Origin of the sequence: Streptomyces sp. NPDC001544, assembly GCF_042894285.1 — a bacterium.
GTDB lineage: Bacteria > Actinomycetota > Actinomycetes > Streptomycetales > Streptomycetaceae > Streptomyces.
Window position 1 is genome coordinate 606,138 of record NZ_JBIAVN010000002.1, and the last position, 14,507, is coordinate 620,644.

At 71.4% G+C, this 14,507-nt stretch carries 15 protein-coding genes; 8 read left to right on the forward strand and 7 right to left on the reverse strand.

What is annotated here, in order from left to right:
• Nucleotides 1-186: 186 nt before the first annotated feature.
• The 3 genes from ACFY0F_RS08110 to ACFY0F_RS08120 all read right to left on the reverse strand — a co-directional run bounded on the left by ACFY0F_RS08110 (nucleotide 187) and on the right by ACFY0F_RS08120 (nucleotide 2,542).
• On the reverse strand, nucleotides 187-876 hold the full coding sequence (locus ACFY0F_RS08110) for a phosphatase PAP2 family protein (RefSeq protein ID WP_388790656.1): 690 nt from the start codon (nucleotides 874-876) through the stop codon (nucleotides 187-189).
• Between the two features lie 70 nt (nucleotides 877-946).
• Nucleotides 947-1,882, reverse strand: a complete 936-nt coding sequence (locus ACFY0F_RS08115) for a M56 family metallopeptidase (protein ID WP_388790659.1) — start codon at nucleotides 1,880-1,882, stop codon at nucleotides 947-949.
• A gap of 96 nt (nucleotides 1,883-1,978) precedes the next feature.
• Nucleotides 1,979-2,542, reverse strand: coding sequence for a DUF5134 domain-containing protein (locus tag ACFY0F_RS08120; RefSeq protein WP_388790661.1), 564 nt, complete (start codon nucleotides 2,540-2,542; stop codon nucleotides 1,979-1,981).
• A gap of 294 nt (nucleotides 2,543-2,836) precedes the next feature.
• Between ACFY0F_RS08120 and ACFY0F_RS08125 the strand changes: the two genes are divergently transcribed.
• Both ACFY0F_RS08125 and ACFY0F_RS08130 read left to right on the forward strand, forming a co-directional pair.
• A complete protein-coding gene (locus ACFY0F_RS08125; RefSeq protein WP_388790664.1) occupies nucleotides 2,837-5,413 on the forward strand; it encodes a cellulosome protein in 2,577 nt (858 codons plus the stop codon).
• A 111-nt stretch (nucleotides 5,414-5,524) separates the two neighbouring features.
• Nucleotides 5,525-6,433: an N-acetyltransferase gene (locus ACFY0F_RS08130; RefSeq protein ID WP_388790665.1), complete on the forward strand. Its 909-nt coding sequence runs from the start codon at nucleotides 5,525-5,527 to the stop codon at nucleotides 6,431-6,433.
• Nucleotides 6,434-6,439: 6 nt separating this feature from the next.
• Here ACFY0F_RS08130 and ACFY0F_RS08135 read toward each other — a convergent pair whose 3' ends face one another.
• Nucleotides 6,440-6,832 (reverse strand): VOC family protein, encoded by a 393-nt coding sequence (locus tag ACFY0F_RS08135; protein WP_388790668.1) that lies wholly within the window; start codon nucleotides 6,830-6,832, stop codon nucleotides 6,440-6,442.
• Nucleotides 6,833-6,902: 70 nt separating this feature from the next.
• Here ACFY0F_RS08135 and ACFY0F_RS08140 point away from each other — a divergent pair, with 70 nt between their 5' ends.
• Nucleotides 6,903-7,442 carry a GNAT family N-acetyltransferase gene (locus ACFY0F_RS08140; RefSeq protein WP_388790670.1) on the forward strand — a complete coding sequence of 180 codons (540 nt, stop codon included), beginning with the start codon at nucleotides 6,903-6,905 and terminating at the stop codon, nucleotides 7,440-7,442.
• Nucleotides 7,443-7,459: 17 nt separating this feature from the next.
• Here ACFY0F_RS08140 and ACFY0F_RS08145 read toward each other — a convergent pair whose 3' ends face one another.
• Nucleotides 7,460-8,143: a glycerophosphodiester phosphodiesterase gene (locus ACFY0F_RS08145; protein ID WP_388790673.1), complete on the reverse strand. Its 684-nt coding sequence runs from the start codon at nucleotides 8,141-8,143 to the stop codon at nucleotides 7,460-7,462.
• Nucleotides 8,144-8,513: 370 nt separating this feature from the next.
• Between ACFY0F_RS08145 and ACFY0F_RS08150 the strand changes: the two genes are divergently transcribed.
• The 5 genes from ACFY0F_RS08150 (at nucleotide 8,514) to ACFY0F_RS08170 (ending at nucleotide 13,072) form a co-directional block, all read left to right on the forward strand.
• The gene (locus ACFY0F_RS08150) at nucleotides 8,514-9,911 is read left to right on the forward strand and encodes a DUF6421 family protein (protein WP_388790676.1); all 1,398 of its coding nucleotides are present in this window, start codon (nucleotides 8,514-8,516) and stop codon (nucleotides 9,909-9,911) included.
• 38 nt (nucleotides 9,912-9,949) lie between these two features.
• Nucleotides 9,950-10,696, forward strand: coding sequence for an SDR family NAD(P)-dependent oxidoreductase (locus tag ACFY0F_RS08155; RefSeq protein WP_388791321.1), 747 nt, complete (start codon nucleotides 9,950-9,952; stop codon nucleotides 10,694-10,696).
• Entirely contained in the window at nucleotides 10,693-11,763 is a 1,071-nt protein-coding gene (locus ACFY0F_RS08160) for a threonine aldolase family protein (RefSeq protein ID WP_388790678.1), read from the forward strand. Before ACFY0F_RS08155 ends, ACFY0F_RS08160 begins: the two co-directional genes overlap by 4 nt.
• A gap of 81 nt (nucleotides 11,764-11,844) precedes the next feature.
• A complete protein-coding gene (locus tag ACFY0F_RS08165; RefSeq protein ID WP_388790680.1) occupies nucleotides 11,845-12,345 on the forward strand; it encodes a transglutaminase in 501 nt (166 codons plus the stop codon).
• A 10-nt stretch (nucleotides 12,346-12,355) separates the two neighbouring features.
• Nucleotides 12,356-13,072, forward strand: coding sequence for a B3/4 domain-containing protein (locus ACFY0F_RS08170; protein WP_388790682.1), 717 nt, complete (start codon nucleotides 12,356-12,358; stop codon nucleotides 13,070-13,072).
• Nucleotides 13,073-13,127: 55 nt separating this feature from the next.
• On the opposite strand, the gene ACFY0F_RS08175 is transcribed toward ACFY0F_RS08170, so the two are convergent.
• On the reverse strand, nucleotides 13,128-13,856 hold the full coding sequence (locus ACFY0F_RS08175) for a lysophospholipid acyltransferase family protein (RefSeq protein WP_388790685.1): 729 nt from the start codon (nucleotides 13,854-13,856) through the stop codon (nucleotides 13,128-13,130).
• A 187-nt stretch (nucleotides 13,857-14,043) separates the two neighbouring features.
• Nucleotides 14,044-14,460 (reverse strand): DUF4395 domain-containing protein, encoded by a 417-nt coding sequence (locus tag ACFY0F_RS08180; protein ID WP_388790688.1) that lies wholly within the window; start codon nucleotides 14,458-14,460, stop codon nucleotides 14,044-14,046.
• Nucleotides 14,461-14,507: the final 47 nt, after the last annotated feature.

Below are 14,507 nucleotides of genomic sequence, written 5' to 3' on the forward strand. Positions count from 1 at the left end.
GGAGGAGGCTTCGCGTGCGGGGGTGGCCGCTTCCCGAGTGCCGGGGTGCTGCTGCGGCACGGACGCTCCCGCGGCCGCGGCAGGACGCCGACGGCGCCCAGTTGACCGTGGTGGTGCCGGCGCCTCCGTACGACGTCTTCGCGCCTCGCTCACCCGCCGCGCGGCCGGCCCGCGTCCGCGCGGACGTCAGCGAGAGCGTGCCCGAGCGCCCCACGGCGACTCGTACGCCGCGATCGCCAGCGCCACCAGGAGCGCCCCGAGCAGCCAGCCGCCGACCACGTCCGACGGCCAGTGCACACCCAGCCACACGCGGGTAAGGCCGACGCCCGCCACCGAGAGGACGGCGAGGGCGAGGGCCGTACGCCACAGGGCGCGTTCGGCGCCGAAGCGGTGGAGCAGCCACAACAGCAGACCGCAGACCACCGTGGCGGTCATGGCGTGGCCCGAGGGGAACGCCGCGTAGTGGGCGGAGTCGACGGGGTCCCGCCAGACCGGACGGGGACGTCCGACGGCGTCCTTGAGGGCCTGCTGCACCACCGCGGCCACCGCGCAGGTCACCGCCAGCCACACGGCCGTCCACCACGCCGAGCGGCGCCACACCAGCCACACCGCGGCCGCCGCGCATCCCAGACGCATCGTCAGCGGGTCCCAGAACCAGTCGGTCAGGATGCGGAAGGTGCGCGTCACACCGTGCTCCTCGACCGCCCACCGGTGGGTGGTGCGCGACACGTCCCCGTCCAGGGCCACCAGGGGATGCCATCTGCTCGCGACCAGCGTCAGCAGGAGCGCGGAACACAGCGCGAGGACCGTGGCGGTGAGGGCGGCCGCGCGGTACTCCCGCGGGCGGGGCGGGGACTCCAGGGACGGGTGGGCCATACTGCGATCTTCGCCGAAGCAGACGGGACGAGGCCAATCCCGGGCCGGTCCGATCGCGCGGGCCCGCGCGTCACCCCAATGCCCGCAGCCCCGGCACCACGGCCACCAGCACCGGGATCACCGGTAGCACGGCCGCCGCCGCGGTCAGGCGCAGGCGGCGCACGGCCGTGAGGCGGTCCGGGGGAGTGAGGAGGCGGTGCACGCGTTGCGGAACGTGGGCGTGCCGGGTGGGGCCGGGGCCGAAGACGCCCCGGTCCTCGTTGAGTTCCACCAGAGCCAGCGCGGTCGTCAGGCGGCCGAAGCGGCGGGAGGCCGTGTCGTCGGCGGCGAGTTCGACCAGCCGGTGCATCTCGTCACGGAACGCGGCGAACACCGGGATCTGCGGAAAGCCGCCCGCCAGCGCGGCCGAGCAGTGCAGCAGCCAGTCGTGGCGGGCCTGCGCGTGTCCCTGCTCATGGGCGAGGACGGCGTCCAGCTGCCGCCCCTTCAACCGGCGCAACGCGGCCGTACTGACGACCAGTCGTGGGGTGGCGCCCGGCAGCCACCAGGCGTCCGGACGCTCGCCCTCCAGCACGACCAGACGGCCTCCCGAGGGCTCCTCACCGGGCAACAGCGGTGCGCGCACCAGGAGTTCTGCCCGCCTCCGGAGCCGCCGGGTGCGGGCCAGCGCCACCTCGCGGACCAGCATCGCCGCGCTCCACAGCCCGCCGCACGCCAGCGCGACCGCGGTCCCCGCCGCCCAGCGCCCGGCCGTGCCGAAGGCGTAGGCGTCCACGACACCCCTCGGCGCCGAAGCGAACACGTGCCCCCGCACCGCCTGCCAGGCAGCGGCGGCGCTGAGCGTCATCGACAACGCGCAACACAACAGGACGGCCGCGACGACGCACTGCCACGCCCACAGGGCGACCACCGGTTCACGGTCCGTCCAGTCCGCCCGGGCGAGCAGCCGTGGGCCGGCGACGGCGGCCAGGACGCCGAGCAGCAGCAGTGCCGCGGGGACCATCATGGGCAGCACTCTAGGAGCGGCACGCTACCGAGCGGTACGGTCCGCCGCGGCAAAGTGACGCAGGCAACGCCCGCGCCGCACGAGGCCACGGCGTGTTCAGAGGGTCAGCAGCATGGCCACCATCGCGATCCCCATGGACAGCCGGCACGCCCGTGCCAGCTCCGGCCGGTCGCCCCAGCGGACGGTCCGTGGGCCGGCCGCGGCGGGGGCGGGGACCAGGCGGACTCCGCCGATCAGCACGTAGCCGGTGAAGTAGAGCAGCAGCACACCCGTCAGCAGGGGGACCCCCGTGCCGCCGTGCGCGTGGTGCGATCCGGGGGAGCCCGGGGATGCGGGGGAGGCCGACATCGCGACCGCCATGTAGACCATGGCCGCGCTGCCCACCAGATGATGCAGATGGTGCGGGCTGCCGCGCGCGGCCCACAGGGCACGCAGCGCCGCCGCACCGAACACGGCCGCGTAGAGCGGCCAGGTCCACGCCGGTGGGCTGAACGCCTCGCCCGGCACGGCCATCGCGGCCATGCCGAAGCCCATGAGCGCCTCGCCGCCCGCGGCACGGCGTTGCTCCTCGACGCTGCTGCGCATCCGCAGCAGACAGTAGGCCCCGGTCGCCGCGCACAGCGCGACCAGCAGCCAGCCGGGCGAAGTCGGTCCGTGCACGCGCACCTCCGCGCTCCACTGTCGGTCGAGGGATGCGATGCCCCGTCCGTACGGTGCGCACGCGAGCGCATCGGGGTGCACGGGAGCACTCCGTGGAGCACGGCAGGCGGGGGCGTGCCGCGGCGACACCCACGGGCGGCCCTGCCGGCAGGGCTGCCGACCCGTCCCGAGGGATGGGTGCGCTGGGCGCCTGAGACGCGGTCGTCGCGACCGTTGACGCGGGCCCGGAGTGATCCCTACGGTCGACACGTTCGGTTTGCCGACTGATGTACGAAATGACGAACAGGACGTGCCGTGACCACCGCAACCTCCGCCGCCCAGACGCTCACCGTCGACCTCGGCACCGACACCGGGCCCGTCCACGGCGGCGCGAGCGGCACCCTGTACGGGCTGTACGGCGAGGGTGTGCCCAGCCGCAACGTCGTCGAGGGCATGCATGTCCGCACGGTCGCCACCAAGGCCCAGGACGGCACCCAGCACCCGGGAGCCGACGCCCTGGAGATCCTGCCGTCCTTCGTCGCGGCGGGCGGCCGGGACGTGTACGTCTACATGACCGACATCTATCGCGGCTTCCCCTACGAGTGGCCCGGCGCCACGGGCGAGGAACGGCTGGCCGACTTCCGGGACCGGGTCCGCCGCCAGGTCGAGCAGGTGCTGACCCTCGGCCCCCTGAAGTCGCACGTGGTGTACGTGCCCTTCAACGAGCCCGAGGGCAACATGTTCGGCACGGGCGAGTGGAGCTACGACACGGTCTCCTGGCGGGACGACCCCACCCACTACTTCGCCGCGTGGCGGGACATGTGCGAGCTCATCAGGGGCCTTTACCCCGACGCGCGCATCGCCGGACCCAACACCTGCATCCTGTACGAAGAGGTCCGGGGCTTCCTGGAGTTCGCCCGCGACCACGGCGTCCTCCCCGACGTGGTGACCTGGCACGAGCTGTCGTCACCGGACGAGATCCGCAGGAACGTCGCCAGATACCGTCAGCTGGAGCGTGAGCTGGGGATCGGCCCGCTGCCGGTCAACATCAACGAGTACGCCCACAACTACCACCTGTCCGTGCCCGGCCAGATGGTGCAGTGGATCGCCGCCCTGGAGGAGTCCAAGGTCGACGCCGACATGGCGTACTGGAACATCGACGGCAACCTGAACGACTCCGCGGTCGAGGCAAACAAGGGCAACGGCCAGTGGTGGCTGTTCAACGCCTACGGCGGGCTCACCGGCCACACGGTCCAGGTCACCGCCCCGCAGCCCAACGTGCAGTACACCCTCCAGGGCCTCGCCGCCCTCGACCGGGACAAGCGGCAGGCACGGGTGCTCTTCGGCGGCGGAAGCGGCGGTGCGGAGCTGGTCTTCACGGGTGTGGACGCGGAGACGTTCGGCACGTTCGTGCACCTACGGCTGCTGGAGATCCCGTGGACGGGACAGGTGGGCGCCTCGGCACAGCCGTTGCGGCTCGCCGACCTCGAACTTCCCGTCAAGGACGGCAAGGTGACCCTGGGCCTGCCCGAGCTGCAGGAGATGTCCGCCTACCAGGTGATCCTCTCGCCCGGCGGCAACGGGGCCGTTCCGGCGCCGCCCTCGATCGGCTGGCGTCGCTCGTACGAGGCGGAGGACGCCGCGCACACCGGTGACGGACACGTCGTGCACGGGCCCGAGGGCTCCCCGGCCGACGTCGAGAAGTTCGCCACCTCCGGCGGCCACCACGTCGGCGGCCTGCGCACCGGCTCCGACCTGGTCCTCGCCTTCGACGTCGAGGTGCCGTGCGACGGGACGTACGAGGTCGGTGTCCTCGCGAACTCCCACAACCTCGCCGAAGGGGTGCGCGAACAGGGCCCCACCAACGTCTTCCTGCGCGTCGACGGCGTACAACCGCAGGAACTGCGGCTGCCCCTCGGCTACAAGTGGGCGGTCTGGGGCCGCACCGACACCCGGGTGGAGCTGACCGCGGGCCGCCACACCCTCACCCTGGCCGCCCGCGACGCCGACCTGGGAGTCACCCGGGGCGACGCGGTCGTCGACCGGCTGGACCTGGTCCTGCGCGACGAGCACGTGACCGCGCCCGCGCTGTACGACGCCGAGTACGCCTCGCTCGGGGGCGGGGCACACGTGGACCACACGCACCGCGGCGCCTCCGGACCCGGCGCCGTCGTCCTGCCCCGCGGGGGCACCGCAACCTTCTGGGTGCACGCCCCCGCCGACGGCGAGGCGAGCGTCACCGTCGACCTCCTCGGACCGGGGGAGGGACTGCTCACGGTGAACGGCGAGGAGATCGGGCCGGTCGAACGCTCCGCCGTGCCGCTCTTCCTGTCCGGCGGCATCAACAAGATCACGGTCACCGGCACCACGGGCCGGCTCGTGCTGGACCGGCTGCTGGTCGGGCCGTCCCGCGGTCTGCTGCCCACCACGGCATACCCGGCCGAGGAAGGCGTACTGACCGGCAGGGCGCAGGTCACCGGCGCCCACACCTTCGCCACCGGCGGCAAGGCGGTGGACGGCATCGGCCGCGGACCGGCGAACGCGCTCACCCTGACCGTCACGGCGGAGCGCGCCGGACGGCACGCGCTGACCATCCGCTACTCCAACGGCGAGCAGCCGCCCGCCACCCACTACAACCCCGACCCGGTCTGCCGCCACGCGGACCTCACCGTGAACGAGGCCCCCGCGCAGCGCGTGCTCTTCCCCACCACCTTCCACTTCAACAACTTCTTCGAGCTCTCTGTCCCCGTCACCCTGCGCGCGGGCGCCAACACCGTCCTCGTCACCGCCGACGAACTCCCCGACTTCGACGGCACCGGCCGGAACGCCCACGGTCAGCGCTCCGCGCACGCCCCGGTCATCGACCAGGTGACGGTGACACCGCTGGCGTGAGCGCCCAGACGTCCGGAAACCGCTCGCGGGGGCCGTCGGCACCGACGTACGCTCGGCCCGTACCGCATCGCATGGCGGCCTCCCGATCACGCCCCGGACCGGAGGTCACGCATGTCCCTGGTACGCCCCTTCCGCCGCGACGATCGCGACCAGCTGACCGAGCTGGTCAACGCCCATGCCGCCGCCGTCGTACCCGGTGTGTCCGTCTCCGTGAACACCGTGCTCAGCAGCCTCGAGCGGCAGCCGGACGAATGCGTCACCGACCCGTGGGTCGCGGAGCGGGTCACCCTCGTCGCCGAACTGCGCCGGCACCTCGTGGCCGCGGCCCATCTGCTGCGCTACCGCTCCGACGCCGAGGTCGGCGCCGACTTCCGCGACGCCGGCGAGATCACCTGGTTCCTGTGGCATCCGCCGGCCTCCTTCCGTCCGGGCACCGACAAGGCCGCCGACCTGCTCATGGCCGCCTGCCTCGCCCAGCTCGCCCGCTGGCAGGTCCGCGTCAGTCGCGCCTCGGGTGATCTGCCCGCCCCAGCGGTCTACGGCCTGCCCCGGAACTGGCCGCACGTCCGATCCGTCTACGAGCGCGCCGGCTTCCGGCACACCGGGCCCACCGAGGTGATCCTGATCGCGCAGGTGTCCGAGCTGCCCCGCCCCGAACCCCGCCCCGGCGTCACCGTCGAGCGGACGGTCGGGGAGTGCGGCACCCGCCTCACCGCGTGCGAGGCCGGGCAGCGCGTCGGCTTCGTCGAGGTCGACACCTCTCTCGCCCGCCCCGAACGCCAGGCCCGCGCCGCCGGGCTCGCGGACGTCGGCAACCTGCACGTCGACCCGGCACGGTACGGATCCGGGTGGGAACAGTGGCTGCTGGGCCACGCCGCGGACTGGCTGCGCCTGTCCGGCGTCGACCGCCTCCTCGCCTACGAACCCGCCGAGGACCACACCCGGCTCGCCTTACTGCGCACGGCGGGCTTTCGCGAACTGACCCGCACGGACCGCGGCTGGGAGCACCGGCCGCGCTGAGGGAGGTCAGATGCCCGGCCGGTGCCGCAGCGGGTGATCGGCCGGCACCTCCACCAGCACGATCGGCACCCCGTCCGGGTCCGCGATCCACATCTCCACCAGCCCCCAGGGCTCCTTCAGCGGCGGCCGGACGATCTCGACACCGCGCTCGAGCAGTTCCCGGTGGGTTTCCGCGAGGTCGGCGACCTGGAGCCACAGCCGTACCGCCGGCGACGGCGGGGTCTCGGACCGTCCGGAGACCTCGAGGAAGCCGCCGCCGAGGAAGTAGACGGTGCCCCGCTCGGGCCCCGTACCGAACTCGCGGTAGACGGCCAGCCCGAGCTGTCGCTGGTAGAAGTCCCGGGAGCGTTCGGGGTCGGTCGGGCGCAGGAGTGTCCGGCTGCTGAGTACGTGCACCATGCACCCGGAGGGTAGTGGCAGGCTTGCCCTCGTTCTGCCCTGCCGCGCCAGAGATAGGAGACGTTTCGCCATGGACACCGCCGCTGCTGGACTGATCTTCCGTGATGCCACCGACGCCGACGTGGACGCGCTGGTCGCGCTGATCGAGTCGGCCTACCGGGGCGACGACAGCCGGGCCGGCTGGACCACCGAGGCGGACATCCTCCAGGGGCAGCGGACGGACCCGGAAGGGGTGCTGGAGGTCATCAAGGCGCCGGACAGCCGGCTGCTGACGGTCGAGCGGGACGGCAGGGTCGTCGCCTGCTGCCAGCTCGAGCACCGCGGCGACCACGCCTACTTCGGCATGTTCGCGGTGAGCCCGGTGCTGCAGGGCGCGGGCCTGGGCAAGGTGATCATCGCGGAGGCGGAGCGGCAGGCCCGTGAGAGCTGGGGCGTCGCGGAGATGCACATGACGGTGATCTCCGTGCGCGACGACCTGATCGCCTGGTACGAGCGCCGCGGCTACCGCCGTACGGGGCGGATGACGCCCTTCCCGTACGGCGACGAGCGCTTCGGTGTCCCGCAACGGGACGACCTGCAGTTCGAGCTCCTGGTCAAGCCGCTCGCATAATCGTTCCGGCGGGCCGGTCACGCGGTGAAGCGGCCCGTGCGCTTGATCTCCGGGTAGTCGGTGGTCGCGCCGTCCAGCCCGAGGGCGCGCACGAGCCGCAGGTGGTCCTGGGTGTTGACCACCCATCCGATGATCCTCAGGTCCGCCCTGCGGGCGTGCTCGACGATCTCCAGGGTCAGCCGGCGGATGTTGAGACAGACGGTGGCGGCGCCGGCCGCCACGGCCCGCTCCACGACGTCGGTGCCGTACCGGCCGGCGATCAGTGCCGTGCGGACACCGGGCACCAGACGGGCGATCTCGGCGACGGCCTCGTCGTGGAAGGAGGACACCTCCACCCGGGGGACCAGGTTCCGCCGGTGCATCACCTCGGCCAGTGCCCGGGCCGCGGCGACGTCCTTGATCTCCGCCTGCAGCGGCGCCTTCACGGCGTCCAGGACCTCCTCGAACACCGGCACCCGCTCGCCGTCACCCGCGTCCAGGGCGCGCAGCTCGGCGAGGGTCTTCTCGGCGATCGCGCCGGTGCCGTCGGTCGTGCGGTCCACGTCCTCGTCGTGCATCACGACGAGGGCACCGTCCTTGCTCAGGTGCAGATCGAGTTCGATCAGGTCGAGGCCGGCCGCTTGCGCGGCGACGAAGGAACGGAGGGTGTTCTCGGGCTCGACACCCATGACCCCGCGGTGACCGATGGTAAGGAAGTTCAAGGTCCAACTCGCTTCCGTCGACGGCGGCTCGTCGCACGCGCGGACCGGACGGACGTCGCTGTCCACGCGGCAGGCTCGCAGCCTAGTGGCCGGGCCTCGGGTTGGACCCCCACGTACACGCGCGTCTGGGGTGACGGCCGGACCCGGCGATTGACCGACTGGCTGGATCCGCACGGTCGGTGCTTCTACCCCGTCCGGTGTCGTCCATACCTTCGCCCGCAACGGAAGTGTGCGCTGACGCGATGTCAGACAGGAAAAAGAGCGGTGACCATGGGTTGTGGCGGGATAATTTCCCGCTTCCCTACTTGCTGGGAGAAACGCTGTATGCGTACGGTGTCCTTACGCGAGGTTCTCCCGTGGAGGATGGGACATGACGGAAATTCTTGTGCAGGTGGGTTCGGAGGAGCGGATTCCTTCCGTGGCCAGGGTCATCGAGCACCCTGCTTGGCCTGCGCTCAAGGATGCCGTGGAGCAGATTCGGCCATGGCAGTCCAAGGATGGATCGATCGACTTCGAGGCCGACGGCGCGCCGGACCCGGCCGAGGCCGCCCGCGTGGTCCACCGCGCGATCGACGCCGTCACGGCACTGTCCCCGCTGCTCCCGCACGACGCCGCCTACCACGAGGCCCTCGTGGCGGACCTGCGCCGCTGGGCCGACGGCGGCTTCGGCGTGCCGGACTTCCTGGACTCGCTGCTCGCCTTCCAGCCCGCCGCTAACCGTGCGGACGGCCTGCAGCACCTGGTCGTCTTCCCGATGTACACGCAGAACGGCAACCCCGACCGCAACCTGGAGGCGGTCGTGCTGCGCATGGTCTGGCCGGACTGGCTGGCCGAGCTGGAGCGCACCCGGTACGACAACCCGCTGTTCTGCGGCATCAAGTTCGAGGACTTCACCTCCGGGTACGACACGAACTCCGCCGTGCTCTTCCCCGAGACGATCGCCGTGCGCGAGGCGCCGGAACGATTCTCCTGGGGTGGCATCTTCTGCGACCGCGAGGCCGCCCGCTTCCGCCGGGTCACCGAGGCCGCCGTCGACATCCTCGGCCTCGAACTGCCCGAGGACATCGCCGCCATGGTCCACGACCAGAAGCGCTGCGAAGAGGCCTTCGTGCTCTGGGACATGGTCCACGACCGCACCCACAGCCATGGCGACCTGCCCTTCGACCCGTTCATGATCAAGCAGCGCCAGCCGTTCTGGATGTACGGCCTGGAGGAGCTGCGCTGCGACCTCACCGCCTTCAAGGAGGCCGTGGGGCTCCAGGCGGACGGCGTCCCGCAGGCCCGTGACGTGCAGTACGCGGTGCTCTTCGACCGGATGTTCCGCTTCCCGGTGACCGGCGAGCGCGTACGCAACTACGACGGGCTCGGCGGCCAGCTGCTCTTCGCCTACCTGCACAAGCACGACGTCGTCCGCTGGACCGACAACAAGCTCTCCATCGACTGGGAGCGTGCCCCGCAGGTCACCAACCAGCTGTGCGCCGAGATCGAGAAGCTGTACAAGGACGGCATCGACCGTCCGAAGCTGGTGCACTGGTTCGCCGGGTACGAGCTGGTCTCCACCTACCTCGCCCCGCACCCGGGTTCCAGGTGGGCCAAGGGTCCGGACGCCCTGGACCTCACGCAGCCGCCGCGCAAGCTGGTGGATGACGTGCTTCCGGACGAGTTTCCGCTGAGCATGTTCTATGAGGCACTGTCCAAGAAGCTGAAGAACGTGATCGCCTCCACCAAGGGCATCACGGCGGACAGCGCCGAGAGGGTCGCCGCGTGAGCGACCGTACGAACACCGCTCAGCAGGAGGCGAAGAAAATGGGGAACGGGGCTCTCAGCGGTGCGGTGATCGCGGTCGCGGGTGCGGGTGGACCCGCCGGCCGGGCCGCGCTGCGCAGGCTGGCCGAGGCGGGCGCGACCGTCGTCGGGGCGGACAACGACCCGGAGCGGCTTTCCGAGGCCGTGGACGCCGCCCGCTACGCCGGGGGCGGCGCCACCGTCACCGGGGACACGGTGGACCTGCTCGACCTGCAGTCCACCCGCGACTGGGCCACGCACATCGAGAAGGACTTCGGCCGCGTCGACGGCCTCGTCCACCTCGTCGGCGGCTGGCGCGGCAGTGAGACCTTCACCAAGACCAGCCTCGACGACTGGGACTTCCTGGAGCTGCTCCTCGTCAAGACCGTGCAGCACACCTCGCTGGCCTTCCACGAGGCGCTGCAGCGCAGCGAGCGCGGCCGGTACCTGCTGATCAGCGCCGCGGGCGCCAGCAAGCCGACCGCGGGCAACGCCGCCTACTCCGCGGCCAAGGCCGCCGCCGAGGCCTGGACCCTGGCCCTCGGTGACTACTTCAAGAAGGCCGGGGGCGCCGAGGGGCCGACGTCGGCGGCTGCCATCCTGGTGGTGAAGGCGCTGGTGCACGACGCGATGCGCGCCGAACGCCCCAACGCGAAGTTCGCGGGCTTCACCGACGTCAAGGACCTGGCCGAGGCCATCGTGGACGTCTGGAGCAAGCCCGCCGCCGAAGTGAACGGACACCGTCTGTGGCTGACCGAGAAGCCGTGAACCCCCCGAGGACCGACGCCCGTCGCCATCACGACCCGCAGGTCCGCGGTTTCGCCAGCGACAACTACGCGGGGGTGCACCCCGAGGTGCTCGCCGCCATAACCCTGGCCAACGGCGGCCACCAGGTCGCGTACGGCGAGGACGACTACACGGAGCACCTCCAGCGGATCATCCGCAGTCACTTCGGTGCCACGGCGGAGGCGTTCCCGGTCTTCAACGGCACCGGCGCGAACGTCGTCGCGCTCCAGGCGCTCACCGACCGCTGGGGCGCGGTGATCTGCGCCGAGAGCGCGCACATCAACGTCGACGAGGGCGGCGCCCCCGAGCGCATGGCCGGCCTGAAGCTGCTCACCGTGCCCACCCCGGACGGCAAGCTCACCCCCGAGCTGATCGACCGGCAGGCGTACGGCTGGGAGGACGAGCACCGGGCCATGCCCCAGGCGGTGTCGATCACCCAGAGCACGGAGCTGGGCACCGTGTACACGCCGGACGAGATCCGCGCGATCTGCGACCACGCCCACGCCCACGGCATGAAGGTGCATCTCGACGGCTCGAGGCTGGCCAACGCGGCGGCCTCCCTGGACGTTCCGATGCGGACGTTCACCAACGCGGTCGGGGTCGACATCCTCTCGCTGGGCGGGACGAAGAACGGCGCGCTGTTCGGCGAGGCGGTCGTGGTCATCAACCAGGACGCCGTCCGCCGGATGAAGCACATCCGCAAGATGTCCATGCAGCTCGCCTCGAAGATGCGCTTCGTGTCGGTGCAGTTCGAGGCCCTGCTCGCCCGGGATCTGTGGCTGCGCAACGCCCGCCACGCCAACGAGATGGCCGAGCGGCTGGCGGAGGGCGTGCGGGCGGTGCACGGCGTGGAGATCCTTTATCCCGTCCAGGCCAACGGGATCTTCGCCCGGCTCCCGCACGAGGCGAGCGTGCGCCTGCAGAAGCGGTTCCGGTTCTACTTCTGGGACGAGGCCGCGGGCGTGGTCCGGTGGATGTGCTCCTTCGACACCACGGAGGAGGACGTGGACGCGTTCGTGGCGGCCGTCAAGGAGGAGATGGCGGGCTAGATCTGTCCAAGTGTGCATAGATATGCGGTCACCTGAAAAGTCATTGACCATCGGGTGATCGCATTTCTATGCTCTGCGGGCATGGAGCTGATCCAGGAGGTTCCCGACCTTTCGGCCTATCTCGCCGCCGACGAGGCCATCGACCACCACCATCCGCTGGTCCGGAGGACCGCCGCGCGGCTCGCCCGGGACGCCGGTGACCCGCGGGTCACCTGGCGCGCCTCGGACGTGCTGGAGCAGGGCACCGGCGTCCGCTACGCCAAGGCGCACGCGCCAGCCGCCCTGCTGCGGGCCGAGGACATCCCCACGGCGCTCTGCTACCAGAAGTTCGAGACGGTTCACGGCCTGGTCGCCGTGCGCTTCAACGGCGCCTGGCACCGGCAGGACCCGCGCGGCAACAAACCCGGCGTGGACGCGCAGTTCTCCCTGAACGAGGAGCGGCTGGCCTTTGCGCCCGATCCGGAGTCCAATGAGATGGACTATCCGGTCCTGTATGCTGAACCTCATCCGGTCGTGCTCGCCGCACTGAAGGCCGCGCCGGACCGGCCGTATCTGTGGCAGACGCTCCCCACCGCACTCTGAGGCGAGGCAGATGACTCTCACGCTCACCGTGGCCGACGAAGTGCGGGCCCTCGCGCCCGGCTTCACCCATGTCGCGATCGAGGCGCACGGCCTCGTCGGCGGACCGAGCACCGAGGGGAGTTCGGCGCTCCTGGACGACGCGGCCCGCCGCCTCGCGGCCCGCCTGGACGGCCGTGCTCCCCACGAGGACCCGCACATGGCCGCCTGGCGCGAGGTCTACTCGGCGTTCGGCTCCAAGCCCTCCCGCACCCGCAACTCGGCCGAGGCGCTGGCCAGGAGGGCGCTGTCCGAGGCCGGACTGCCCAGGATCAACCTGCTCGTCGACCTCTACAACGCCGTCAGCGTCGCCCACCTGATCCCCGTCGGCGGTGAGGACCTCGACCGTGTCGAGGGCGGGATGCGGCTGATCCGCGCCGCGGGTGACGAGGACTTCGTCACCGTCGCCGGGGGCGAGCGGACCGTCGAGCACCCCGATGCGGGGGAGGTGGTGTGGTGCGACGATGCGGGCGTCACCTGCCGCCGCTGGAACTGGCGTCAGGGCCCCCGTACCCGGCTCACCGAGGAGACCACCTCCGGCATCTTCCTGCTGGAGAGCCTCGCCCCGATGCCCGTCACCGAAGTGGTGGCAGCGGCCGCCGAACTCGTCGACCTGCTGGAGAAGTACAGCCCCGGCGCACAGGTCACCGCGCACGAGCCGGGGCCGGTGAACGCCCTGCCGCGGGCCTGATCCACCGCGGTCGCCGACCCGGCCGTGCCGGAGCGGCGTCGGGCTCGGCGTCGGCTCAGTGGGCCTCTGCGGCCTTGAGTGCCTCCGGGGTCGGGGCGGTGCCGCCGAGGTGGGCCGGGAGCCACCAGGAGTCCTCCGGGCCCTTCGGGCGGCCGGGGTAGGCGCGCTGGGCCGCCTCCAGCAACTCCTGGACGCGCTCGCGCAGTCGGCGGGTGATGGCGCCCGCGTACTGCTCGCGGGAGGCCTCCAACGCCTCGCCCACGCGGATGGTGATCGGGGTGTGGCTGCGCTTGAGATTGCGCGGGTGACCCTTGGTCCACAGCCGCTGCGTACCCCACACCGCCATCGGGATCAGCGGCACACCCGCCTCCTGGGCCAGGCGCGCGGCACCGGACTTGAAGCTCTTCAGGGTGAAGGACTCCGAGATCGTCGCCTCCGGGAAGACGCCGATGATCTCACCGGACTTCAGCGAGTCGAGAGCGTGTGCGTACGCCGCCTCGCCCTGCTTGCGGTCCACCGGGATGTGCTTCATGCCGCGCATCAGCGGGCCGGAGATCCTGTGGCGGAAGACGGACTCCTTCGCCATGAAGCGCACCAGCCGCTTCTGCGGCAGCGCCGCCAGGCCGTTGAAGACGAAGTCAAGGTAGCTGATGTGATTGCTCACCAGCACGGCGCCGCCCGCGCGCGGGATGTTCTCCGACCCTCTGCAGTCGATCTTGAGGTCCCAGGCCTTGAACAACGTCTGGGCGAGACCGATGACGGGACGGTAGACCAGCTCTGCCATGGGCGGGGTGGGCCCTTTCTGCTCTGCCTGGGAAAGGGGGCTCCCGGCGGGAGGTTACGCAGCCGTAGGTTTACGGCGTCTCGCAGATCGTGCCCGAAGAACGGTTGGGGAGCCAGCCCTGACGCCCCGCCGCGGCGAGATTCTCGTCACGTCGGCCTATGATCCACCTCGGCCCTTTAAGTCCCCTTTACTGCGTACGTACCGTGACTCGCCGGATGAGCAGGAACATCTCGCAGCCCAGGCAGTAACCGAACGCCGCGTTCAGGAAGGCCGCGGCGAGCGCCGCGCCCGTCGCCGCGAGTCCCAGCCATTCGGGCCCGAGGGTGTACCCGACCAGACCGAGTCCCGCGAAGACCAGGCCCACCGCCTGCGCGAACCGCGGCGGTTCAGGTCCCTCGAACTCGGCCGGCGGGCCGATCCGCGGGCGCACCGCCTTCCGGAACAGCAGGCCGTACGGCGACCGGGTCACGCCCCCGGCCGCGCCCAGCGCGAACGCCAGGGTCTGCCAGGCCAGCAGCCACGCACTCCCGGTGACGAGCACCACCGCCAGCACTGCGGTCGTCACGGCAGCGCCGAAGCGCGGCCCCCTCACGTCGATGTCCATGAATCAAGCATTCCGCATGGGAAACCCACCGGGGAGGCGGGAATCTT